General features: G+C 67.4%; 16 protein-coding genes and 2 pseudogenes. 9 read left to right on the forward strand and 9 right to left on the reverse strand.

Going from position 1 to position 22,310, the window contains the following annotated elements:
* Window positions 1-28: 28 nt before the first annotated feature.
* Window positions 29-1,648: pseudogene (gene groEL, locus OXG79_01555) on the forward strand (chaperonin GroEL).
* A gap of 243 nt (window positions 1,649-1,891) precedes the next feature.
* On the opposite strand, the gene OXG79_01560 reads toward groEL, so the two are convergent.
* Both OXG79_01560 and OXG79_01565 read right to left on the reverse strand, forming a co-directional pair.
* Window positions 1,892-5,164, reverse strand: a complete 3,273-nt coding sequence (locus OXG79_01560; GenBank protein ID MCY3782454.1) for an N-6 DNA methylase — start codon at window positions 5,162-5,164, stop codon at window positions 1,892-1,894.
* Between the two features lie 45 nt (window positions 5,165-5,209).
* A complete protein-coding gene (locus OXG79_01565) occupies window positions 5,210-6,199 on the reverse strand; it encodes an FRG domain-containing protein (GenBank protein ID MCY3782455.1) in 990 nt (329 codons plus the stop codon).
* Between the two features lie 610 nt (window positions 6,200-6,809).
* Between OXG79_01565 and OXG79_01570 the strand changes: the two genes are divergently transcribed.
* The 6 genes from OXG79_01570 (at window position 6,810) to OXG79_01595 (ending at window position 12,855) form a co-directional block, all read left to right on the forward strand.
* On the forward strand, window positions 6,810-7,925 hold the full coding sequence (locus tag OXG79_01570) for a PLP-dependent aminotransferase family protein (protein MCY3782456.1): 1,116 nt from the start codon (window positions 6,810-6,812) through the stop codon (window positions 7,923-7,925).
* Window positions 7,922-8,962 carry an Ldh family oxidoreductase gene (locus OXG79_01575; GenBank protein MCY3782457.1) on the forward strand — a complete coding sequence of 347 codons (1,041 nt, stop codon included), beginning with the start codon at window positions 7,922-7,924 and terminating at the stop codon, window positions 8,960-8,962. The genes OXG79_01570 and OXG79_01575 overlap by 4 nt, the downstream gene beginning before the upstream one ends.
* A gap of 4 nt (window positions 8,963-8,966) precedes the next feature.
* Window positions 8,967-10,043 carry an Ldh family oxidoreductase gene (locus tag OXG79_01580; protein ID MCY3782458.1) on the forward strand — a complete coding sequence of 359 codons (1,077 nt, stop codon included), beginning with the start codon at window positions 8,967-8,969 and terminating at the stop codon, window positions 10,041-10,043.
* A gap of 31 nt (window positions 10,044-10,074) precedes the next feature.
* Complete coding sequence (locus OXG79_01585) at window positions 10,075-11,046, forward strand: cysteine synthase family protein (protein MCY3782459.1); 972 nt, start codon at window positions 10,075-10,077, stop codon at window positions 11,044-11,046.
* A gap of 128 nt (window positions 11,047-11,174) precedes the next feature.
* Window positions 11,175-11,501 (forward strand): cupin domain-containing protein, encoded by a 327-nt coding sequence (locus tag OXG79_01590; protein MCY3782460.1) that lies wholly within the window; start codon window positions 11,175-11,177, stop codon window positions 11,499-11,501.
* A 67-nt stretch (window positions 11,502-11,568) separates the two neighbouring features.
* Entirely contained in the window at window positions 11,569-12,855 is a 1,287-nt protein-coding gene (locus tag OXG79_01595) for a hypothetical protein (protein MCY3782461.1), read from the forward strand.
* A gap of 266 nt (window positions 12,856-13,121) precedes the next feature.
* Here OXG79_01595 and OXG79_01600 read toward each other — a convergent pair whose 3' ends face one another.
* From OXG79_01600 to OXG79_01620, 5 genes are read right to left on the reverse strand one after another with little or no spacing between them, the layout of a single operon-like run.
* The gene (locus OXG79_01600) at window positions 13,122-13,493 is read right to left on the reverse strand and encodes a cupin domain-containing protein (GenBank protein MCY3782462.1); all 372 of its coding nucleotides are present in this window, start codon (window positions 13,491-13,493) and stop codon (window positions 13,122-13,124) included.
* Window positions 13,490-14,914 (reverse strand): phosphoglucomutase/phosphomannomutase family protein, encoded by a 1,425-nt coding sequence (locus OXG79_01605; GenBank protein MCY3782463.1) that lies wholly within the window; start codon window positions 14,912-14,914, stop codon window positions 13,490-13,492. Before OXG79_01605 ends, OXG79_01600 begins: the two co-directional genes overlap by 4 nt.
* Before the next feature lie 22 nt (window positions 14,915-14,936).
* The gene (locus tag OXG79_01610; protein MCY3782464.1) at window positions 14,937-15,899 is read right to left on the reverse strand and encodes an NAD-dependent epimerase/dehydratase family protein; all 963 of its coding nucleotides are present in this window, start codon (window positions 15,897-15,899) and stop codon (window positions 14,937-14,939) included.
* Entirely contained in the window at window positions 15,896-16,897 is a 1,002-nt protein-coding gene (gmd, locus tag OXG79_01615) for a GDP-mannose 4,6-dehydratase (GenBank protein ID MCY3782465.1), read from the reverse strand. Before gmd ends, OXG79_01610 begins: the two co-directional genes overlap by 4 nt.
* A 58-nt stretch (window positions 16,898-16,955) precedes the next feature.
* A complete protein-coding gene (locus OXG79_01620) occupies window positions 16,956-18,044 on the reverse strand; it encodes an Ldh family oxidoreductase (GenBank protein ID MCY3782466.1) in 1,089 nt (362 codons plus the stop codon).
* A 69-nt stretch (window positions 18,045-18,113) separates the two neighbouring features.
* On the opposite strand from OXG79_01620, the pseudogene yqeC reads away from it, so the two are divergent.
* Window positions 18,114-18,779, forward strand: a pseudogene (gene yqeC / locus OXG79_01625) (selenium cofactor biosynthesis protein YqeC).
* Window positions 18,780-18,869: 90 nt separating this feature from the next.
* On the opposite strand, the gene OXG79_01630 reads toward yqeC, so the two are convergent.
* Together OXG79_01630 and OXG79_01635 are read right to left on the reverse strand one after the other, a co-directional pair.
* A complete protein-coding gene (locus tag OXG79_01630; protein ID MCY3782467.1) occupies window positions 18,870-20,099 on the reverse strand; it encodes an ABC transporter permease in 1,230 nt (409 codons plus the stop codon).
* 1 nt (window position 20,100) lies between these two features.
* Window positions 20,101-20,994 carry an ATP-binding cassette domain-containing protein gene (locus tag OXG79_01635; protein MCY3782468.1) on the reverse strand — a complete coding sequence of 298 codons (894 nt, stop codon included), beginning with the start codon at window positions 20,992-20,994 and terminating at the stop codon, window positions 20,101-20,103.
* A 106-nt stretch (window positions 20,995-21,100) separates the two neighbouring features.
* Between OXG79_01635 and OXG79_01640 the strand changes: the two genes are divergently transcribed.
* On the forward strand, window positions 21,101-22,204 hold the full coding sequence (locus OXG79_01640) for a M20/M25/M40 family metallo-hydrolase (GenBank protein MCY3782469.1): 1,104 nt from the start codon (window positions 21,101-21,103) through the stop codon (window positions 22,202-22,204).
* Window positions 22,205-22,310: the final 106 nt, after the last annotated feature.

A 22,310-nucleotide genomic window follows, 5' to 3' on the forward strand; every position in this document is an offset into this window, starting at 1 on the left:
CCCTAGCACCGCGCGGCCGAAGCTCGTTCGCTTTGGCGCGCCCGCTCGCGAGGCATTGCGAGCGGGCGTAGACCTTGCCGCCAATCTCATCGGGGCCACGCTCGGGCCGGGCGGGCGCAACGTGGCCTACGCCCGCAGCATGAGCGCCCCGCGGCTGACCAACGACGGGGCCACCATCGCGAACGAGCTGGAAGAGGTGCGCGATCCGGTCCTGGATCTCGGCCTGCAACTCATGCGGCGCGCGGCGCAGACCGCCGACGACGCCGGCGGCGACGGCACCACGACCGCGGTGGTGCTGGCCCAGGCCATCGTGCACCGCGGTCTCTACAACATCGCGGCCGGCGCCAACGGCATGCGCCTGCGCGAGGGGCTGGAGCGCGGGTTCGAGGCGGCGTCGGCGGCGCTGCGGGACCTCGCCCGTCCCGCGGACTCGACCGAGCAGCTGCGGCACGTGGCGACGGTGTCGTCGGAAGACCCGCCCATGGGACATCTGATCGCGGACATGGCCACGGCGGTCGGTCCGGATGGACTGATCCTGGCCGACTATCACCGCGGCACCAAGCGCCTCGAAGCCCGATACATCGACGGCATGCAGATCGACCGCGGCTGGCTCTCGCCACTCTTCAACGAAGGGGCGAATCGCATCCAGGTGACGCTGGAACAGCCGTACGTGCTCCTGACGGATCGCGACCTGGACCATGAGCGAGACCTGGTGCCGGTGCTCGACCAGGTGCGCGCCAGCGGACCGGCGACGATCCTGGTGGTGGCCCGAAACGTACGGGATCGCGCGCTGCACCTGCTGCTGCAAAACCGCGCCCAGGGACGGCTCAACGTCATCGCCGTCAAGGCCCCCTCGTTCGGCACCGAGATGCTCGAGATGTTGGAAGACCTGGCGGCGCTGACCGGGGCCACGGTGGTGTCGCAAGGCCTGGGCGCGTCCTGGGATGACGTGCCGCTGGAGTGGCTGGGCCGCTGTCGTCGCGCCGTGGTAAACCGAACGACCACGGTGATCCTGGAAGGCGAGGGGCGCGAGCCCGAGATCCGAGACCGGCAACGGCAAATCCGGGCGCAGGTCGAGCAAGCGCGCACGGACGTGGACCGGCGGCGGCTCGAACGCCGCGTCGCGCGCTTGGGCGAAGCGGTGGGCATGATGCTGGTCGGCGGCATCACCGAGCAGGAGCGCCGGGCGCGCAAGGACAAGGCCGACGATGCCGTGGCCGCCGTGCGCCGCGCCCGGGAGTCCGGGGTAGTGCCCGGCGGGGGCGCGGCCTATCTGCGGGCGCAGGACGCGGTGGCCCGCGAGGCCGAAGCGCTCACCGGGGACGCCGCCACCGGCGCGCGCACCCTCCACGACGCGCTGGAAGCGCCCATCCGGCGGATCGCCAGAAACGCCGGGGAGCGGCCGTCCGTGGTCCTGGATCGCGTGCGGCGGATGGAGCCGTGGGGCACCTGGGACGCCCTGCGACGCGACTACGTCGACGCCTACGCCGGCGGCCTCCTCGATCCGCTGGCGACGAAGCTCTCCTCGCTGCAGGCCGCCGTCAGCGTGGGCCAAATGGTGCTAACCACCGACGCCATCGTCTGCGAGAAGCGATCGGTGCCGGTGCCGCGAACCCCGCGCCCCGCCGCATCGCGCGGGCCGTTCTAGGGCAACTCAGACTAGGTCCCGATCCCCTCCGTCGCTTCGGTGTCCGCCTCCCTCTCCCGCGGGGAGAGGGCCGGGGTGAGGGGTCCCCTCCGTCATTCCCGCCCCCTCCGTCATTCCCGCGGAGGCGGGAATCCACTCCCATCGAATCTCGCGCCGGAGCAACGACTCTGGACCCCGGCCTTCGCCGGGGTGACGAGGCCGTCCCCTCCGTCATTCCGGCGGAGGCCGGAATCCAGGGTCCGCCTAAGGAAAAGGCAGCCCCACCTCATCGATCGCCACCATCAGGCGGATGGTCTCGCGCAGCGCGGCGGCGATGCGGATGTAGTGAAACTGGTCGTCGATGGTTAACTTGCGGCCCTTGCGGTCCTTGAGCCACTTGTCTAGTGGCTGGTAGCCGCCGATGCGGAACTCCCAAACCTCGGGGGCAATGCCCTCGAAATACTGAGCACGCGCCCCGCCGTTGATGTAAACGCGCCCGCGCTCGAACGGCGTGGTCTCGGGCCAGCGGGTCTCACCCGGCGCGAAGTACTTGGGATGCTGCGGCTCGACGATGTCGTCGCCGGGAATTGGGAATCTAATGTCCGAAGCGTCGAGCGTCGGTGACTCCAGGAGGTGAACGGCCGTGATCTCTCGCCCCAGGACAGCCAGGCCATGAAACTGCTCCAAGCCATTCGGCAAGGGGATGCGCGGAAAGTCGGCACGCAGAAATTGAGCGTAGCGCTCGCGGTAGCTGGGGGAATGCAATACCGCGTAGATGTAATGCAATACGTCCTCTGGTCCGAAGGTGGATTCTAGGTCGCCGCGACCGCCGTGCACGAACTCCAGATCAAGCCGCCGTTCCAGATCCGCAGTGAATGCCGGATCAAGATTGGGACGACGTTCGCTACGCTGATAAAGGCCTTGCTTAATCTCTCGATCTGACGGACGAATGTAGAGCGGGAACAGGCAGTTTCCACCTCTGCGGAATAGGTTAAACTCGGAGATGCTTCTCGAGATGAAGGCAATGTCCCACATATCTGAGCCAATGACTTGTCCGGCCCTACCTATACATAGCCCGACATTTCGTCCATCCAGCATATGCCGCATGACCCTTCGAGCCGTGCGCCAAACAAGCTTGTCCTCGTAGAATACGAACTTTCGGTCAAACGGTCGGTAGATAATTGGTTCGACGAAGCCATCCAAATCATCTCGGCCCTGTAGATTGTCCCAGCCATCGAGAATATTCCATCCCTTCTTTCTTTCCACATGAAACGAATCATGCAGGATCTCCGCGCTGCGTTCAGTATGCTTGAAGTCGTCGAACCGGCTAACAAGTACAGACTTATCGATATCTATAACAAAATCGTCATGCGCGGTCGTTATTCCGACACCATTGATTGGAAAAATCTCTTTGACTCCCCATCCTGAGAGATAGTCCTCAATGTTCTCCTCATCTCTCGGAACAAAAAGATATTGTGGTGTAGTCGGACTCAGAACCGACCACTCGATAGTCGATACGTCCTCCATCGCAAGGGTTTCGTATTTTGATTCTCTGTCGCCCCAGATGTCCTGGTGGTGGATGCGGGCCGGAGTGGTCCTGCCAGCCTCCTTGATGAGAATTGCGATGGCAACGCCCTGCTGGATATCGAAGACGTTCTGGTCGACCCCACCATCGGGCGCGCGCTCCCGGAGCTTTGCGTTGCCGTGGAGGTCGAGCAAATAGATGTCTGTAAAGGCGTGCATCAATTGCTGGCGCATGCCGCGAAAAGTCGGGTTGTTAAGGTAGGCGTGGTTGGTTATGAAGGCGAGAATGCCTGCGCCCGACTGCTCGATGCGCCATTGGCCGAAGCGGATGAATTTGACGTAATCGTCTTGTAGCCATTTGGAGGTCCTCTCGCCCAAGGGTTTCCCGTCCACCTGCCGGTAATCCTCGATAAGGTTGCCGATCCAGGTCAGCTTGCCGTCCCTGCGGCTGGCGTTGGCCGAGTGCCCCGAGTACGGCGGATTGCCCAGCACCACCATGATCGGCAGGTCGCGCTTGACGCCGATCGCCGCATTGGCCTCCTGGGTGAGAGTGCGCAGCGGACCGAACATGCTGGCGGTTTGGCTCTCGCCGGGGTCTAACGTATTGGTGAGATAGACTCCCAGCCGCTCGCCGGCGTCGAAGGGATAGGCCCAGTCCTCCCGCGCGGTCTCGGGCAGGTCGAGGGCCGCCAGCTGCATGCCCAGCTTGAGGTGCGCCATGGCGTAGGCCGCCATCAGTAGCTCGAAGCCGAACAGCCGCGGCAGAAGGTGGTCTTTGACGTAGCCGCGCCACATGCCCGCCCGTCCGCTGGTCTGATGGTGCTCGCGCACGTGGTCGATCACGGCGTAGAGAAACGAGCCGGTGCCGCAGGCGGGGTCCAGCACCAATACGCGGTGCGCCTCGCGCTCCGCGCCGCCGTCGTCGCGGTAGCGCGCCTTCCCGTGGTCCGCGAGGCCCTCGGGGCAGCCGAACCGCTCCCGCAATAGGTGGTCCACCGAGCGCACGATGTAAGAGATGACGGGCTCGGGCGTGTAATACACGCCGCGCCGCTCCCGCAGTTCCGGGTCGTAGGCGGCCAGGAAGGTTTCGTAGAAGTGCATGATCGGATCCTGGCGCGCCTCGCGCCGGCCAAAGTGCGCCAGCACCAGGTCCATCTGAGCAGCGTCGAGCAACTGCGCCAGGTCATCCACGAAGCTGGCAAAGGGTTCGCTGCTCAGGCCAGGGCCGGCCACCATGGCAAAGACCTGCTGCATGAATGGATTGGCGGCGGGAATGTGGTGAGCAGCGTTCTGCCAGTGGAAGGGACCGGACTCGTGATTCACGCGCGCGGCGAAGAGGCCGTAGGCCAGGGTCTGCGCGAACATGTCGGCGAAGTCGTCCGGGTCCAGATCAGGAACCAGGACATCTTTTGACGCCGCGTACAAGTCTTGCAGATCCTGGGAAACCTGCTCTTGCTCGAATCCCCTTCCCACGATGTCGCGGATCATGTGGGCGATGCGCGCCATGCGCCGCGCTAGATCTTCGGCAGTGGAAAGCTCTACCGGGCCCTGGATGAGGAAGTACTGGAGCAGTCCACGCAGGGCCTCAATCCCGCCTCGATCCACTGCCAAGCCACTGCGGTCGTCCAGGTCCGCCAGCGTGGCGACCTGGCGCGGCTTCCCATCCAGGTACCACCGGAATTCGAGGTAGTTGGTCAGCAGCAGGTTTGGTAGCGCCGCACGGTAGCGCTTGAGCTGCTTGCCGTTATCGGTACGCGGGCTGCGCCGGTCGCTGTCCCGCTCGATCACGCTCAAGTCGACGTCGCAGTCCTTGGCTTCCACGTAGCCGACCGGCTGCGGCATACCGGCGCTCTCGCGGGCTGTCCGCGAAACCACGAAATCCGGCGCGCCGCACTCAATGCGCCGTGGCTCGTTTGTCGCCGTCACCCCCACGGCGGCGCCTTCCAGCAACGCCTTCAGCGCCGGCCGGTGCGTGTGCTCCGTCGCGTTGCCGGCGGCCAGGTTGGCGCGCAACTCTCGCAGGTAGGTGCGGAAAGCGCTCTCAGCGGCTATTTCGGACTACCCATCTTCTGGTGTGTTGGGACTGCCGGCGATGAAGCTCTCTGGCCGAAGGCTTACGGTGAACGGCTGCGCTTCTTGCTGAACCGGTCTGCCATCCCAGGATGGCATTTCATTGCTTGCCCCTAGACTGAATCCGTGCCAACTAGAGGCCAGATTAGCCTGCCTTGCAGCGCCACCCGGGTCGGGATAAACCGTGCCGAAATGAATGTTCATACGATCAAGATCGGAGATTGCAGCATTCACGCTACGAGCATATTGGATCTCGTAGCGTTCGAGAAGATGCCCGAGATCCCTCGATGCCAAATAGCTTTCAATCTCGATATAGGCGTCATGTTCAAGCCGCGTAAAAACGCCCTGCTGCGCACGTTGCCTGTGGAGCTCATATCTCACGTTATCGATGAAACTGAATTCTCCGTCGACAAAGACATCGCGTGTGCACGAAAGCTCCCAGACGACCACAGGCGGCCCTGAACTCGTGATTGCCTCAGGATTGGGACTTCCCAGATGAGGATTCTCGGAAATAACCCGCTCCGAGAAAGCCCAGAAAGCGGCAACAAATGGGCTCCGCGACCAATCGAGCAACGGCGTATTCAGTCCGTGGTGCCGTCCGAATGTCCACCAATCGTCATCGGTCTCAAGAGTTCGCTCTGGTAGCTCAGGCATTGTCCCGGCTAGCCACTTAAATGCTAGCAAGTTAGCGTCGCGCGCTTGTTCGTAGTTGCCGATGGAGCTATGCCGGCTGCTGAATCGTTCGAATCCGTCATGGGGTCCGAAAAACTCCTCACGGGTGCGCGGCATCCCTCGACTCAGGTAGGCGATAAACCGCTCCCAGGTGGACGACAGCTTCCACTCAGGTTTGGCGTGTCCGCGATATATGCGGCCACCGATTTGCTTACCTCCTGTTACTCGAAGAGCCTGGATGAATGCGTCCCAGGACTCACACTGAGTGACCCTAATCCCGGAGTCTTCGGTATAGCGGTTGGGCAATGCGGTACGCCTCGGCCAACGTAGGAAGTCGAGGCCAATTCTACCCCGCGCGGTTTTGTGGGCCGGTCAGCATGGCGTGGCGATAGGGACGACGCATGCGCCGCCCCGCCACTGGACTACGGGATTTATTTCGTGGTCGAAGTTAAACCCCGAACATGCCAAAAAACTCCTGCCCCAATCTGTTCGCTCCGCGCCGGTCGCACGGGCAATCGACCGGATTGGGGTGCCAGGAGGAGGTTTGGGAGCCGTTTGCGGCCAAAGTCTTCGCACTTTGCCTGGACCCCGGCATTCGCCGGGGTGACGAATAGGCGATCCCTCTCACCCCAGCTCTCTCCCTCGGCGGGGAGAGGGAGCCGGAGGAGCGCGGAAATGGCGGGGAACCCCTCACCCCGACCCTCTCCCCAGGGGAGAGGGAGCTGGACTCAAGTCGGAAGTGGGAGCCGGACTCGAATGGGGAGAGGACACGGGACAGCCGCCGGGGCGGCCCGCCCGTGTGCCACGATGACGCCGCGCGCCGTATTGCCACCTGGGGCGAACCCAACTGCCGGAACCATTTGACTTCGAACCCGCGCTGAGCGCTGCCGGGCGGCGGCGTGGACGCGGCAGCGCGATGGTGACGCCGGGGCGCTCGACCGGACCGATGGTGGCGGACCTGACCGTGGGTCAGCCGGCGGTTGACGTGCTGCCGCTGGACGAGCTGGCGGAGGCGGCGCGGGCCGCGCTGCCCGGCAATCCCAAGGCCCTGCTGTATACGCACACCGAAGGCGCGGCGGAGCTGATCGACGTGGTGCGGGCCAAGCTGCGGCACTACGAAGGGCTGGACCTCGACCGCGACCAGATCGCCATCACCAGCGGCTCGAGCCAGGCGATCGACCTGGTACTCCGGACGTTCACCGAACTGGATGGGCCGTTGGCCATGGATGAAGTGTCGTACGGCGCCATTCCGGCGCGCCGGCTGACCGGTCGCGTCGACCACATTCCGTTCGACGACGACGGACCGCAGCCGGAGGCCGTCGCCCGGCATGCGCGTGCGCTCGACCGGCCGTTCGTGTTCTACACCATGCCGACGTTTCAGAACCCGACGGGCCTGACCGTCGGCATGACCCGCCGCCGCGAACTGCTCGACGTCTGCCGCGCGGAAGGCGTGCCAATCCTCGAGGACGACGCCTACTACGAGCTGCGCTATGAGGGCGAGCGCGTGCCGTCACTCTTGGAGCTGGACGGCGGCAGCGGGCTGGTGGTGCGCACCGGCACGTTCTCGAAGATCTTGGGGGCCGGCATTCGCCTGGGGTGGATGGCCAGCTCGGCGCCGCTGATCGACCGGGTGCTGCGGCTGAAGCCGGACAGCGGCACCAGCCCCTTCGCCTCGGCCATCGCGGCGCGGTTCATGCAGGACCACATGGAGTCGCAAATCGCGCGGGTGCGGGCCTTCTATCGCGACAAGCGCGACTTGATCATGGAGGCGCTCGACCGGCATCTCGAGGATCGGGCGACGTGGCGGACTCCCGAGGGTGGCTTCTTCGTGTGGATCACGTTCGACCCGTCGCGCGACGTGGCGGCGATCGTGCATGAATGCGCCTCGCGCGGCGTGCGAGTGCGCAGCGGCGCGGAGTTTCGAGTGGACGGAGACACGCGCCACGCCATTCGGCTGGCGTTCAGTCACACTGAGCCGCAGGCTATTGAGAGAGGCGTGAAGATCCTGGGCGAGGTGGTGGCGGAGCAGTGACCGATTCCCGGCGCATGGACCACCAAGCCATGCGGACGTTCGCCGCCGATGTGATGGCCGCCGCCGGATGCTCGGCCGACGAGGCGGAAAGCGTCGCCGACATGCTGGTGGAAGCCGACCTGCGCGGCTTGTTTTCCCACGGCGTGATGCGGCTGACGGTCTACACCGACTGGATTCGCGAAGGCCGGATGCGCCCCGGCGCCGAGATCCGGGAAGTCGTTTCGGGACCCGCGGTGGCCGTCCTGGACGCCGACGGGGCCCTCGGCCCGGTGTCCGCCGCCCGCGGCGTCGACCGCGCCGTCGAGCTTGCCCTCGCCGGCGCCGCGGCGTTCGTGTTCGTGAAGAACGGCACGCACTTCGGGCCGGCGGCGCACTGGGCGCTGCGAGCGGCCGAGCGCGACTGCATCGGGTTCTGCTCCAGCAACGGCGGCGGCGTGGCCGGCGTGCTGGCCTACGGCAGCCGCGAGGTGGCCCTGACCAACGGCCCCATCGCCTGGGCCCTGCCGACAGCCAGACACCCGGCACTGGTGGCGGACATGGCCGTGGGCGCGGCCGCGATGGGCAAAGTGCGGGTGGCGCGGGCGGCCGGTACGCCGATCCCGGACGACTGGGGCGTGGATGCCGACGGCAATCCGACCACCGACCCGGCCGCGCTCGTCAACCTGATTCCGTTCGCGGGACCCAAGGGCTACGGAATGGGCATCGTGACCGAGACGCTGGCGGGAATCCTGGCGGGCGCGGTGGCCCGAGTGAACCGGAAGCCCGACGATCCGCAGCCGGTGGGGCAGGTGTTCGGCGCGATCAACATCGCCGCGTTTCGGCCCGTGGCGGAGTTCAAAGCCGATGTCGACGATGCGATCGATCGGCTCCACGCCATCCCGCCAGCGGTGGGATCCGACGGAGTGATGGCTCCGGGCGAGCCCGAGTGGCGGAAGCGTAACCAGTCGCTGGCGGACGGCATCGAGTACCCCGACGGCCTGCTGGAAGACTTGGCCGTCACCGCACGAAGCCTGGGCGTCGCCCCGGCCTGGAGCTGATCCCATGGGCGCCGCGACATACACCACCTACGACACCAGCGGCCCGCAGGTCGCGCGCCAGGAGCTCGAGACGTTCGGGGGCAAGCTGCTGGAATCCGTGGGGATGAACGCAGCGGGCGCCGCCCTGACGGCCCGGACGCTGGTGCACGCGGACCTGCGCGGCGTGCATTCGCACGGCGTGCGGATGTTGCCGCTCTATCTGAAGACGCTGGCCAACAAATCCTTGAATCCCAGGCCGACGGTGCGGGAAGTCAGCAGCGGCCCCGGCCACGCGACGTTCGACGGCGACAACGGGATGGGCCAAATTGCGTCCGAAGTCGCGATGGCGCGGGCGATCGAGTTGGCGCACGACTTCGGCGTGGGGATGACCGTCGTCGACAACACCGGCCACTTCGGCGCGGCCGGCTATTGGGTCATCATGGCGGCGGAGGCGGGCTGCATGGGCTATTGCGCCAGCAACCTGCGCGGCCCTGTGCTCCTGGCGACCGGGGGCCGCGGCGGAGCCGCCGGCAACAATCCGCTGGCCTGGGCCTTCCCCGGCCGGCGCCACCGTCCCACGGTGCTGGATATGGCGACCGGGGCCGTGGCCCTGGGCAAGATCGCGGCGCTGGGGGAGGGCGGATTTCAAGCCCCGGAAGGCGTCGCGGCCGATGCCGAGGGCCGGCCGACCCGCGATCCGTCCAAGGTGGCCTTCGTGGCTCCGGCGGCGGGTCCCAAGGGATATGCATTGGCCGTGGTGCACGACGTGCTGGTGGGCGCCCTGACCGGCGGCGGATCGGCGCTGCAGAAGGAGCCGCTGGTGCTCGGCGGCCCGCTGGACGGCGGCCTGTTCTTCATGGCCATGGACATTTCGGCGGTCATGCCGCTGGCGGATTTCACCGTCGCCATGGACGCGCAGACCGACGCGGTGAACGGCCTCGAACCGGCGGCAGGCGTGGACCGGGTAAGCATGCCGGGCCAGATCGAGTGGGACCTCTACGACGAGCGCGTCGCGACGGGCATTCCATTTCCCGCAGGCGTGCTCGATCCATTGGCCGAGGTCGCCAAACAGTATGGCGTGGCCCCGCCGTGGGTCGGCTAGGCTGCATGGCTTCGAGCGCCAGAGGCCAGCGATGAGCAGCATACGCGCCGACGGGACCCTTGGCTCCGTGCTGGGCGCGATCGGCAATACGCCGGTCGTCGAGCTGTCGCGGCTGACCAACGGGCTGCCGGGGCGGCTGGTGGTCAAGCTGGACTACTTGCAGCCCGGATTCTCGAAGAAGGATCGCGTGGCGCTGCGGATGATCGAGGACGCCGAGGCCAGCGGCGAGCTGCGGCCCGGACAGCCTGTGGTGGAGCTGACCAGCGGCAACGCCGGCACGGGCTTCTCCATCGTGTGCGCGATCAAGGGCTATCACTTCGTGGCGGTGATGTCGCGGGGAAACTCCGAGGAGCGGGCGCGCATGATGCGCGCGCTGGGCGCCGAGGTGGTGCTGGTGGACCAGTTGCCCGAGTCGACCCCGGGCAAGGTCTCGGGGGCGGACCTGGACCTGGTGGAGGCCGAGGCCCAGCGCATCGTGCGCGAGCGCGGCGCATTCCGGCCGGACCAATTCCGCTTGCAGAGCAACTACCGGGCGCACCGGGACACGACCGGTCCCGAGCTGGTGGCGCAGACCGGCGGCGTCATCGACGCGTTCTGCGACATGGCGGGATCGGGCGGAACCGTGGGCGGCACGTCGGCGGCGCTCAAGCAGGCGATTCCCGGCGTCAAGTGCTTCGTCGTCGAGCCGGTCGGCGCCGCCGTTCTGGCCGGGAAGCCCATCGTGAACGCGGACCACCGCATCCAGGGCGCGGGCTACTCGCGCGCGGAGCTGGCGAACATTCCGTCGGAGGCGGTGGACGGTTTTCTCACCATCGACGATGAGGCGGCGACGGAGATGACGCGTCGGCTGGCGCGCGAGGAAGGGATCTTCGCCGGCTTTTCGTCGGGCGCGAACGTCTCGGCGGCCATGGAGCTGCTGCAAGGCAAATTCCAGGGCGGCACCGTGGCCACGATCATCAACGATTCGGGACTCAAGTACCTGAGCACAGACCTCTGGGACTAGCCGGAGGGCGAGTCGCCGATTGACCGTGGGTCGTGATCGGCGCGCAACTGCGACACAATGGCAGCCATCGACATTGAGCGGGCGCTGACTCCGCCCGCAACCCGTCCGAGGCCCAAGGAGCAGCCACGATGAGCATCAACCAGCGAGACGACCGTCCGATCATCGACATGGGCGACGGCATACAGCGCCGCACGATGGTGTGGGGCGACCGCATGTTGCTGGCCGAGATTCACATGGAGGCCGGCGGCACCGTGCCGCGGCACGACCATGTCTATGAGCAGATCGGGTACTGCATCAGCGGGAGCCTCGAGCTGCACATGGGCGACGACACGACCGTGGTCGGGCCCAACACGTCCTGGGTGATTCCGGGCAACGTGCCGCACGGGGCGCACGCGCTGGAGCCGAGCTTCGTGATCGAAGTCTGGAACCCCGCGCGCGACGACTACAAGGACTAGCGCCCGCTCGCATCGCATTGCCCCTCATGCCGACTAAACCGGCGTCGCGGCGGATGGACGCGTCCGCTTGAGCGCGCGTGGCGGTGTCGCCGGGCGCATGTCGCGCGCGACCATCGAAATTTTGCGCGACAACCTGACGCTCATACCCTTCGTCACCGCAGGTGGACTGGCCGCCGCCGGGTTCCAGGTTTTCCTGTCACGCACCCTCGAAAAGACGGTCTACGGCGAGACGTTCGTCGTGCTCGGCGTCCTTTCGGTGCTGGGGGCGTCCACCCTGGTCATCCAGACCGTCCTCGCGCGAAGCAGCGCGCGGCTCTTCGCCTTGGAGCGGCTGGCGGATATGCGCCTGGCGGCCTGGACCGCCGGCCGGCGGCTGACCATTGCGGCGATCCTGCTCACCGCGATTCTCGCCGCGCTCACACCACTGCTGGTGCGCGCCCTTCAACTGACCAGCCCCTGGCCGATGCTGGTGGCCGCGGTTGGGGCCGGCTTGGGGCTGGTGGAGCCGCTGTTCCGCGGCATCACGCAAGGGGCGCGGGACTTCGTGGCACACGGCGCCGTCGTGGCAATGCATGGGTTTGGCCGGCTGGGCGTAGGGGCCGTCGGCGTGCTGGCCGGGGGTGGATCGACCGGGGCGCTGCTGGCAGGCCCGGGGGGCGCACTCGCTGCCATCGGCACGGGTGTGGTCGCGCTGCGGCGCCTTCTGCGCGGCGACTCCGAGCCGGCCCACGCGGCGAGTTCAAGCGAGCCGGCATGGGTGCACATTCGCGTCGGCCTGATCGTGACCATCATGGTCGCCATGCTGCACCTGGACGGGCTGACGATGCGCGTGTTCCATCCTCCGGACGTCGCCGCCGACTACGCCGTCCTCGCGGTCATCGGGCGGATGGTCTACTGGAGCGGGATCACGATTGGGTTGGTCCTGCTCCCCTTTGTGGTCCAGGCCGCCACGCGCGGTGAGGACTACGTGCGGGCCTACCTGATCAGCGTGAGTCTGATGGTGTTTGCCGGGTCGATCGTGGCGGTGGTCGTGCTGCTGCGGCCCGAGTTCGTCTACGGCGTGGCATTCCGTGACGAATACACGCTCAACACGACGCTGCTGCCGATGTACGTCGCCGCGGCGGCGATGTTGGCGATTGCGACGATGACGGCAAGTCTTCACATTGGCGCGTCCAACCTGCGGGTGTGGATTCCCCTGGCGGTACTGGTGGTGGCGACCCTCGTTGCATTGGCCGTGGCGCACGAAAGCGCGCGCCAGGTGGTGACGGTCATCCTCGTAGCGGACGCCGTGGCCTTCGTCTACCTCGTCGGGGAGGCCGCGCTGCTCACGCGGCGGCGGCCGGCGCCTGCATAGGGGGCAGGCTCTTCGCCGGAGTGACGGAGAAGGCGGGATTGGCGGGTTTGGCAGGCATGTCATTCCGAACGCAGTGAGGAATCTAAGGGCGCTGCGCCATTTCCCTGCCCCTTAGATTTCTCGCTCCGCTCGAAATGACAGGCAAGGAACGCGCGGAGGTAATGGTGGCGCGGGCGGCGACGTAGGGGTGGATTCCCGCCTTCGCGGGAATGACGGAACGGGAGCGTGGTTCGACGGGCTCACCACGAACGGAGGGGGACGAGCTTCTAGTCGGGCGAGCGGCCGTAGTCGTCGGAAAAGCGCACCACGTCGTCGGGGTGCGGGGTGGACACTTCCAGCACTCGCACGGCGCCGTAGGGGGCGGCGAAGCGATGCACGGTGCCGGCTCGAACGCGGAAGGCCTCGCCGGGCTCCATGTCGTGCGTCTGCACCGATTCCGGCGCAGATCCGACGGACAGGGCCAGGCGTCCGTCGAGCACGTAAATGGTTTCGTCCTTTTCGACGTGCGCTTGCAGGCTCAGCCGGTGGCCCTCGCTGATCTCGATCACCTTGCCCAGGTAGTGCTCGCAGCTGGCATAGATGATCTCCCGCCCCCATGGCTTGTCCACGATGGTGACGTCGTCGGACGGCGCGTTCATGGAACTCCGGCGGCAGACCGCCCAATGTCGAGCAGACGATGGACGCGGTCGGGGGACGTCGTCTCGCAATAGATGCGCAGCAGCGGCTCGGTGCCCGAGAAGCGCACCAGCAGCCAGCTTTCGTCGGCCAGGTAGTACTTGAATCCGTCGAAATCGCCGCGCCGGGCCACGGGCGTGCCGTCGATGCTCTCGGGCGTCCACGCCTCCATGCGGGACATGATCGCCGCTCGCTCCTCGGCCGGAAAGCGCAGGTCCAGGCGGCGGTAGTGGTACTCGCGGCCGAGCTTCTCGAAGAGCATCTCGACGAGCTGTGACGGGGTCTTGTCCTCGCAGATCATGAGGTCGAGGAAGAACAGGCCGGCGACGATGCCGTCGCGCTCGGGCATATGCAGGCCGAAGACATAGCCGCCGCTCTCCTCGCCACCCATCACCGCATTGGTGTCGCGCATGGTTGGCGCCACGTACTTCATGCCGACGCCGGTCTCGTGCACGGGAACGTCGTAGAGCCGCCCGAGCCGCTCCAGCATCGCGGACGTGGTGAGCGTCTTGACCAGCGGCCGGCGGTCGTCGCGGTGCTCCAGCATGTAGTAGGCCAGCAGGGCGATGGTGCGGAGCTGATCGACGAAGTGTCCGTGCTCGTCGACCACGCCCAGGCGATCGGCGTCACCGTCGACCGCCAGGCCTACGGCGGCCTGCGCCTCGCGGACCGCGTCCCCGAGGGCGCCCGTTTGGGGCGGGATGGGCTCTGGTCGCGCCAGACCCGGAAACGCCGGGTTCCACTCGGAGTGAATCTCAGTGACCCGGAGCTTGCCGCCCTGGAGCAATCGCGGCAGCCAGCCGGCGCCCGAGCCGTACATGGCGTCCACGACCACGCGGCGGTCTCGCTGCCGCAAGCCGGGCAGGTCGAGCAGGTTTGGCACGTGCCGGAGATAGGCGGAGCCCGGGTCGAAGGTCTTGACCTGGCCGGACTGGGCCGGGCCAAGCTGTCGGACCTGCTCCGGCGTCACGCGGGCGACGGCCGCCTCGACCTTCTCCAGGCTCGCGGGCGGCAGGGCGGCGCCGCTGGCGGTGCGGATCTTGAAGCCGTTGTCGCTGGGCGGGTTGTGGCTGGCGGTGATCATCACGGCGCCCGCCGCGCCCACGCCGGCGATGCTGAACGCCGCGACCGGGGTGGGGCAGGGCCGGTCGACCAGGAACGCGGGGATGCCGTTGGCGCCCAGCACGTCGGCCGTGGTGCGGGCGAACTCGGGCGATCCGAAGCGGCGGTCGTAGCCGACGACGATGCCGTTTTGCCAAGACCACTCGCGGCGCACGAAGTGGGCAAGGCCCTGGGCCACGCGGCGCACGTTGGCAAAGGTGTACTCGTCGGCGATAGCTGCGCGCCAGCCGTCGGTGCCGAAGCGGATGGTTTCGCCAGTCATGTTTGGCTTGGGACGGCGCGGCTCACGCGACGATTGGCACGGACGAGGCGAGGCGCTCGCGCACTTCGCGCAGGCCATCTCGCAGCGAGTTGTCCAAGGTCCGGCGGACGCGCCAGCCGGTGTCGCGGGCAATCAGGGACGGGTCGCCCACGACGACGCGGCCCTGCGCCGCAGCATTCGACCCACCTTGGTGAACCTCGGCTTGAATGCCGGCGATCTCGATGAGCCGGTCGACCACCGCGCGCAGGGGCGTGGCCTGCCCGGAGGCGACGTTGTAGGCGGCGCCAGTCCGCCCGCGCGCCGCCGCGGCTTGAATGGCGTCAGCGGCGTCTCGCACGTCGACGAAATCCAGGGTGTCGCGCAGGCTCAGGGTGCGAATGGCCGGCGGGGCGCCGCGATCCAGGATCTCGGCAGCCTGTCGGATTTGCGGGGCCGGGAAGTACTCCTCAGGCCGGCCGGGACCGATGACATTGAAGAGGCGCACCCGGACGATGTTGAGTCCGTCCGAGCGGTGATGCTGGGCGGCCTGCACGTCCGCCGCCGCCTTGGTGGTGGCATACACGCCTTCCGGTCGCTGCGGATCGTCTTCGAGGACCGGACGGTCGTGGCCATCTCGTCCGTATTGCAGCGCCGAGCCGACGACGATCAGGCGAGCCTTCGGCGCAAGCTCGCGCAGGCTCAGAATGATCCGCAGCTGCCCGAGAACGTTCACGTCGTAGGCCGCCAGCGGGTCGGCCTCGGCCTGCCGCGGATCGGCAATGGCGGCGAGGTTGATCACGACCGAGGGCTGTGTGGTTTGCAACGCCGCGTGGATGGTGTCGCCGTCGCGCAGGTCCAGCTTGACGTCGGCGTCCCCGCCGCGGTCGGCGGCGATGACACTAGCGCCGGCCGCCTCCAAGCTGGTGATCAGATGCTTGCCGATGAATCCCCGAGCCCCGGTGACCAGCACCCGGGCGCCGTCCCACGAGACTTCGGCCGGGCTCACGCGCCGTGCCGCGACGCCATGATCTCCGCGTGCGCCAGCTCGCTCTCGACCAGCTCCATGTCGGCATCGACCATGATGGTCACGAGCTCCTTGAAGGTGACGCTCGGCTCCCAGCCCAGCTTCTCGCGGGCCTTGGTCGGGTCACCGATCAGGCGGTCAACCTCGGCGGGCCGAAAGAGGTCTTCGCTGGTGTAGATGTGATCGCGGGCGTCGAGACCGAGATGGGCGAAGGCCAGCTCGGCAAACTCCTCGCCGGAGTGCGTCTCGCCCGTCGCCAGCACGTAGTCGTCCGGCTCGGGCTGCTGCAGCATCAGCCACATGGCCCGCACGTAGTCGGGGGCATAGCCCCAGTCGCGCGTGGTGGTCAGATTGCCGAACGGAACCTTGTCGATGATGCCGTGGCGGACGCGGGCGGCGTTGTAGCTGATCTTGCGGGTGACGAACTCCATCCCGCGGCGCGGCGACTCGTGGTTGAAGCAGATGCCCGAGCAGGCATACATGTTGAAGCTCTCGCGGTAGTTGATGGTGATCCAGTGGGCGTAGAGCTTGGCGACGCCATAGGGACTGCGCGGGTAGAAGGGCGTGGCCTCGCTCTGGGGCCACTCCTGCACGGCGCCGAACATCTCGCTGCTGGACGCCTGGTAGAAGCGGATGCCGGGATCGACGGCCCGCACGGCCTCCAGCATGCGGGTGGCGCCAAGGGCCGTGACCTCGCCGGTGAGCACCGGCTGATACCAGGACGTCTGCACGAACGACTGCGCCGCCAGGTTGTAGACCTCGTCGGGTCGGTGCTTCTTGAGAATCTCGATCAGCGAGTACTGGTCGTGCAGGTCCCCCGGTTCGAGCGTGACGTCGTCCTGGATGTGCGCGATGCGGCCGTTGTTCTCCGTGCTCGTGCGGCGCACGATTCCGACGACGTGGTAGCCGCGCTCGAGGAGGAACTCGGCCATGTAGGAGCCGTCTTGCCCGGTGATCCCGGTGACGATGGCGGTCGGCATCAGTGGCGTGTCTCGATGCTCGGTTGCGCCTTCAGTGTACGCGGCCCCACGGTCCGGCCTAGGCCGAGCCGTCCACGGGCGATGGAAACTCCACCCCGACGGCGGCGCCGGTTTCGGTGAGCGTGGCGATGATGTCGTCCGTGAGCGGGCAGCCGTTGGCCTCGCGGTCGGCGGCGTTGGCGGCTTCGATGTCGCCCGGCGCGAAGACCTGGTCGAAGCCCGGTCGTCGGGCCACGCCGCGCATGGCGGCCAGGGTGCTTGCCACGCGCGCTTTGAACTCCTCGAGCGGCATCATGCGCGACACGTCGATGGCCATGAAGCAGTGTCCGACACGCTGGGGACGGTCCTTGTGCTGCCAGTACATGCTGCCAACGTCGACGGTGGACGCGGCGCCGGAGAGGATCCCGGCCATGACGTCGATGAGCAGCGACAGCCCGGCGCCCTTGTATCCGCCCAAGGGCAGCAGCGAGCCGCCGTCCAGGAAGGCCGCCGGGTCCGTGGTGTCGTTGCCGTCGGCGTCCAGCGCCCAGCCCTCCGGGATCGGCTCGCCGCGGCTCTGGGCCAGGAAGATGTGTCCGGCGGCGACCTGCGTGGTGGCCATGTCGAGCACCAGCTCGTCGGGCGGATCGGTGGGCATGGCAATGCAGATGGGATTGGTGGAAACGAACTTTTCGCTGCCGCCCCAGGGGGCGACGATGGCCTCGCCGTTGGTGAAGGCCCAGGTCATGAGGCCGGCGCGCGCGCCGCGCAGCGCCCAGTAGCCCTGGGAGCCGTTGTGATTGGACTCGCGGATGCCGGTCCAGCAGGCGCCGTTGGCCTTGGCGCGCTCGATGGTGGCGTCGATGGCGAAGTCGCACACCACGTGGCCGAGCCCGTTGTCACCGTCGACAGCGACGGTGGTGGGCGTTTCGGTGACAATCCGGGGCCGGGCCTGGGCGTTCACCAGTCCCGCGTTGAGCCGCTCCAGATAGATGGGAATGCGGGTGATGCCGTGGGTGTCGACGCCGCGCAAGTTCGAGTCCACCAGCCCGTGCGCCACGACCTGCGCGTCCTTGTCCGCGACGCCCGCGGTGCGGAAGATGGCGGCGGTGAATGCGCGGAGATCGTCCGCGCTGAATCGCTGCGCTGGGGGTGAAGCGGTGCCCATCGATCACTCCTTCGCCGAGACCGGTCGGCGAACCATAGCGCCAATGGCCACCCCGGCTCGACGCGGTTGATGTCTCGCCAGGAACTCAGGCCGGTTGACCTGGTGAGCATAGCGGCGCCCGGGGACATCGTCGCCATCGTGGGCGCCGGTGGCAAGACCTCGACCATGTTCGCGCTGAGCCGCGCGCTGGCCGCGGCAGGTCGGCGCGTGCTGACGACCAAGTCGACGATCATCTATCGACCGACGATGGCGCAGAGCCCCGGCGTGGTGGAGGTTCCGGCGGAGCGGTGGGCGACGGAGCTGCCCGGCCTGCTGGACGAACGGCGCGAGGTGACGGTGGTGACCGGATCGGCGGGACCCGATCGCTGGCAGGGCGTGCCGGCGGACCGCATCGAGCACCTGCGAGACGCGGCGGGGGCCGACGGCGTGATCGTGGAGGCCGACGGGGCACGGGGTCGGCTGCTGAAGGCGCCGGCGGACCACGAGCCGGCGATGCCGGAGACCGCCAGCGTGGTGATGCCGGTGGTGAACCTGCGGGCGGTGGGACGGACCGTCGCTTCCGAGCACGTGCATCGGCCCGAGCTAGTGGCAGCCCTTTTGGGCATCCGTGTGGACGGCGTGATTGGCATTGAGCACGTCCCGAAGGTGTTGCTGGACGAATCAGGCGGTCTCAAGCGTGCCCCGGCGACGGCCCGCGTGTGGCCCGTGCTCGCGGGCGTCGACGCCGTGGATCAGCAGCACGTTGAGGCGTTGCTTCAGCGGCTGTTCGAGGACCCTCGGGTCAGTGGGGTGGTCACGGCCGATCAGGGGTGGCGCTACTCCGCGTTAGCCGCGAACCGCGCGGACGATATCGCCCAAGCGCAGACGCCTGCCGTAGATCAAGAGCCCGAGGCGGAAGACTCGCGTGCTGATCCAGAGGGCGAGCGGGGCGAAAACGGCCAGAATCCCCACGCTCACGGCGAGTGACAGCGTGTCCTGCGATCCGGCCGCCACCCGCATCAACCCCCCGACGGGGGCGGTGATCGGAATCCAGCTGAGCACCACGGCCAGCATGCCGTCCGGGTCGCCCTGAATGAACCCGCTCAGCATGAAGGGGACGATGGACGGCAGGATGAGGTACGCCGCAAGCTGCTGGCTCTCCTTGAACGTCGAGGTCATCGATCCCACGGTGGCGTAGAACGCCGCGAAAAGCAGGTAGCCGAGCAGCAGATAGGCCAGGGCGAGCGGGAGCACCGCGAGGTTGAAGGTCAGGTCGTCGAGGTCATCGAACTGGCTGAGCAGCACGGGAACCAACGCGAGCGCGGGCAGCACCCACACCAGCAGCTGCGTGAGGCCGGCAATGGCCTGACCGGCCACCTTGCCGAGCAGCAACTGGTCGGGCGTCACGGATGACAGCACGACCTCGATGACGCGTGTTTCCTTCTCCTCGCTCACGCCCTCCAGCAGGTATCCGGCGCTCGTAAAGACGACGATCATGAACAGAATGGCCGCGACGTAGGGCACGACGGAGTCAAGAATCACGCCGGCGCCGAATCCTCGCGGCGGGGAGCCATCCACGCTTTCGGCGCGCAGTGCGACGGGTTGCTGGATGCGGGGCGCAATCTCGGGCGCCACGTGCGCCTCGACCAGAGCCTCGAGCAGCACGGAACGGATGGCGCGACGGGCATCACCCTCGCGTTCGCCGAACGTGCCGAAGTCCTCGGCTACGTAGCGCACGTCCCCGGACGCCATGTAGCCGGCGTCGATGACGAAGTAGCCGTCAACGTCTCCCCGCGAAAGCGCCTCTCGGGCCGCCGGCTCGTCGGCGACGCGCGTGAATCCCGGCGGCAATTCGCGCCCTTCCAGCACTCCGGAGTGGTCGATCAAGCCGTAGCCGTCGACGGGATCGGACGTGGTCGCCTCGGCCGCCGCCGCGCCGATGCGGTCGCCAAAGATGACGAACACCAGCACCGCGATCAGCAGCAGCACGGGCACGGTGGCCGTGCTGATGAGAAAGCCCTTGCGGCCAATCGTGCGCCGCAGCTCCCAGGCCGCCACGACGGCTGCGTTACGCATCCTAGGCCGCCTCGCGCACGGCCTGGATGAACACATCATCGAGCGAGGCCAGCGCGCGCTCGAAGCGGTCGATGCGCACGCCGCGCTGCACCAGCTCGCGCAGGACGGCTTCGGGCGCAACGCCCTCATCGAGCACGGCGTAGTAGCCGCCGTCCTCGACGCGAAGCTCGCCAACGCCGGGAAGCTCGGCGACGCGATCAGGCGACACGAATCGCACCGCGTTGGGCGCGTAGGCGCGGCGGACGTCCGCCACGCGACCCTCAATCACGCCGCGGCCGTCGGCGATGAGGTAGATGCGGTCGGCCAGATCCTCGACCTGGCTCATGACGTGGGTGCTGATGACGATGGCCGCGCCGGCGTCGCGGCGTTCGCGAATGATGTCGAGCAGGAGCTTGACGTTGATCGGATCGAGGTTCTGGGTCGGCTCGTCCAGGATCAAAATGTCCGGATCGGTGAGCAGCGTGGCCGCGATCTGCGCCTTCTGCGCCATGCCGCGGCTGAGCTCATCGGTTTTTCGAGACGTCGCGTCGCCAAGGTCTAGCCGTCCGAGCCAGGACTCGGCGCGGTACCGGGCCTGGGCGCGGCCGAGCCCCTTGAGCCGCCCGAGATATTCCACCGCGTCCAGCGTGCGCACGCCGCGATGGAGCCCGCGCTCCTCCGGGAGATAGCCGATGCGGCGTCGGAGCTCGATGGTGGGCGGCCGGCCGTGGATGCGGACGTCCCCGGCGTCGGGCGCCACGATGCCCATGACGGCGCGAATGGTGGTGGTCTTGCCGGCGCCGTTGGGGCCGAGCAGACCGAGGATCTCGCCGGGATTGACGGTGAGCGAGACGTCGCGAACGGCGGTCACGTCCGCAAACGACTTGCGCAGTCCGTTGATCTCAAGCGCGGGCATGGCGCATGTTTAGCACGCCCCGCGGTAGGTCACGTGTGCCGAAAGCTGCCACCATCGACCAAATCAGCCAAAATGCGCTGTTTGGCCACGCGGAGAACCACGGCTCATGCCCGAGCTCGTCCCCATCGATCACGACCGCCTGCTGGAGACCTTCCTGCGCCTGGTGCGCATCGACAGCTATCACGGCGATGAGGACCGAATCGTGGAGGTCCTGGAACCGATGCTCCATGCGGCGGGCCTCACGACGGAGGTCGACGCCCACGGCAACCTCATCGCCCGCTGGGAGGCCCAGGACAGCGACGCCGAGCCGCTGATGCTCAACGCGCACATGGACACCGTGTGGCCCACGCCGGGCATGGAACCGGTGGTGACGGACGAGGGGGTCGCGTCGGATGGCTCCAGCGTGCTCGGCGCCGACGACAAGGCCGGCGTGGCGGCCATCGTGGAGGGCGTGCAGGCGGTGGCGGACGCGGGCCTGCCGCACGGGCCGATCGAGCTGGTCTTCACGGTCGGCGAGGACGTGGGGCACATTGGGTCCAAGGCGTTCGACCCGGAAGCCATCGAATCGCGCCGAGGCCTGGTGTTCGACGGCGACGGGCCGGTCGGCACGGTGGTGACGGAAGGGCCGTCGGCGCAGGCGTTCACCGCGGTGTTCCGCGGCCGGGCCGCGCACGCCGGCGTCGAGCCCGAAAACGGCGTCAGCGCCATCGCCATGGCGGCTCGGGCCATCGATCGCATGAAGCTGGGACGCATCTCGCGCTACACCGTGGCCAACATCGGCACTATCAACGGCGGGCAAGCGGTGAACATCGTGCCGCCGGAGGTGACGCTGGTCGGCCAGGCGCGCAGTCTGCGCCCGAGGGTTCTCGAGCAGCAGATCGCGCACATGCGCGAGGTCATGGAGGAGGCGGCCAACGAGTTTGGCGGCACGGTGGAGTATGAGGAGACCATGCGCATCGACGCGTTTGGCTTCAACCAGCAGAACCCGGTCGTGATCTGGGCCAACCGCGCGATCCGGGCAGCCGGACTCGAACCGTCGTCCGTCTTCACGGTCGGCGGCAGCGACGCGCACGAGTTCAACGCCAAGGGCATCTGGTCGGTGATGCTGGGGATGGGCTGCACCAGGGCGCACACCGTGGAGGAGTTCGCGCCGCACGAGGCGCTGCGGCAAATGGCGCAGGTCGCCGCGCAGGCCATCGTCCATGGGTAGTAGTTGCGGCACCCACGAGCCTCGCCCATTAATTGCCCGTGCGGCAGAAACACGCCGTTCGTGGTGAGCTTGTCGAACCACGCCCTTCGACAAGCTCAGGGCGAAC

It is taken from the genome of Chloroflexota bacterium, from assembly GCA_026706485.1.
Classification (GTDB): Bacteria; Chloroflexota; UBA11872; order UBA11872; family UBA11872; genus JAJECS01.

What these genes read in the sequence shown, in the direction of transcription:
- OXG79_01640 (MCY3782469.1), top strand. Translation starts at nt 21,101, where the DNA reads ATGCCCGAGCTCGTCCCCATCGATCACGACCGCCTGCTGGAGACCTTC.
- OXG79_01600 (MCY3782462.1), bottom strand. Translation starts at nt 13,493, where the DNA reads ATGAACGCGCCGTCCGACGACGTCACCATCGTGGACAAGCCATGGGGG.
- gmd (MCY3782465.1), bottom strand. Translation starts at nt 16,897, where the DNA reads ATGCCGACCGCCATCGTCACCGGGATCACCGGGCAAGACGGCTCCTAC.
- OXG79_01590 (MCY3782460.1), top strand. Translation starts at nt 11,175, where the DNA reads ATGAGCATCAACCAGCGAGACGACCGTCCGATCATCGACATGGGCGAC.
- OXG79_01580 (MCY3782458.1), top strand. Translation starts at nt 8,967, where the DNA reads ATGGGCGCCGCGACATACACCACCTACGACACCAGCGGCCCGCAGGTC.
- OXG79_01605 (MCY3782463.1), bottom strand. Translation starts at nt 14,914, where the DNA reads ATGACTGGCGAAACCATCCGCTTCGGCACCGACGGCTGGCGCGCAGCT.
- OXG79_01635 (MCY3782468.1), bottom strand. Translation starts at nt 20,994, where the DNA reads ATGCCCGCGCTTGAGATCAACGGACTGCGCAAGTCGTTTGCGGACGTG.
- OXG79_01630 (MCY3782467.1), bottom strand. Translation starts at nt 20,099, where the DNA reads ATGCGTAACGCAGCCGTCGTGGCGGCCTGGGAGCTGCGGCGCACGATT.
- OXG79_01620 (MCY3782466.1), bottom strand. Translation starts at nt 18,044, where the DNA reads ATGGGCACCGCTTCACCCCCAGCGCAGCGATTCAGCGCGGACGATCTC.
- OXG79_01585 (MCY3782459.1), top strand. Translation starts at nt 10,075, where the DNA reads ATGAGCAGCATACGCGCCGACGGGACCCTTGGCTCCGTGCTGGGCGCG.
- OXG79_01570 (MCY3782456.1), top strand. Translation starts at nt 6,810, where the DNA reads ATGGTGACGCCGGGGCGCTCGACCGGACCGATGGTGGCGGACCTGACC.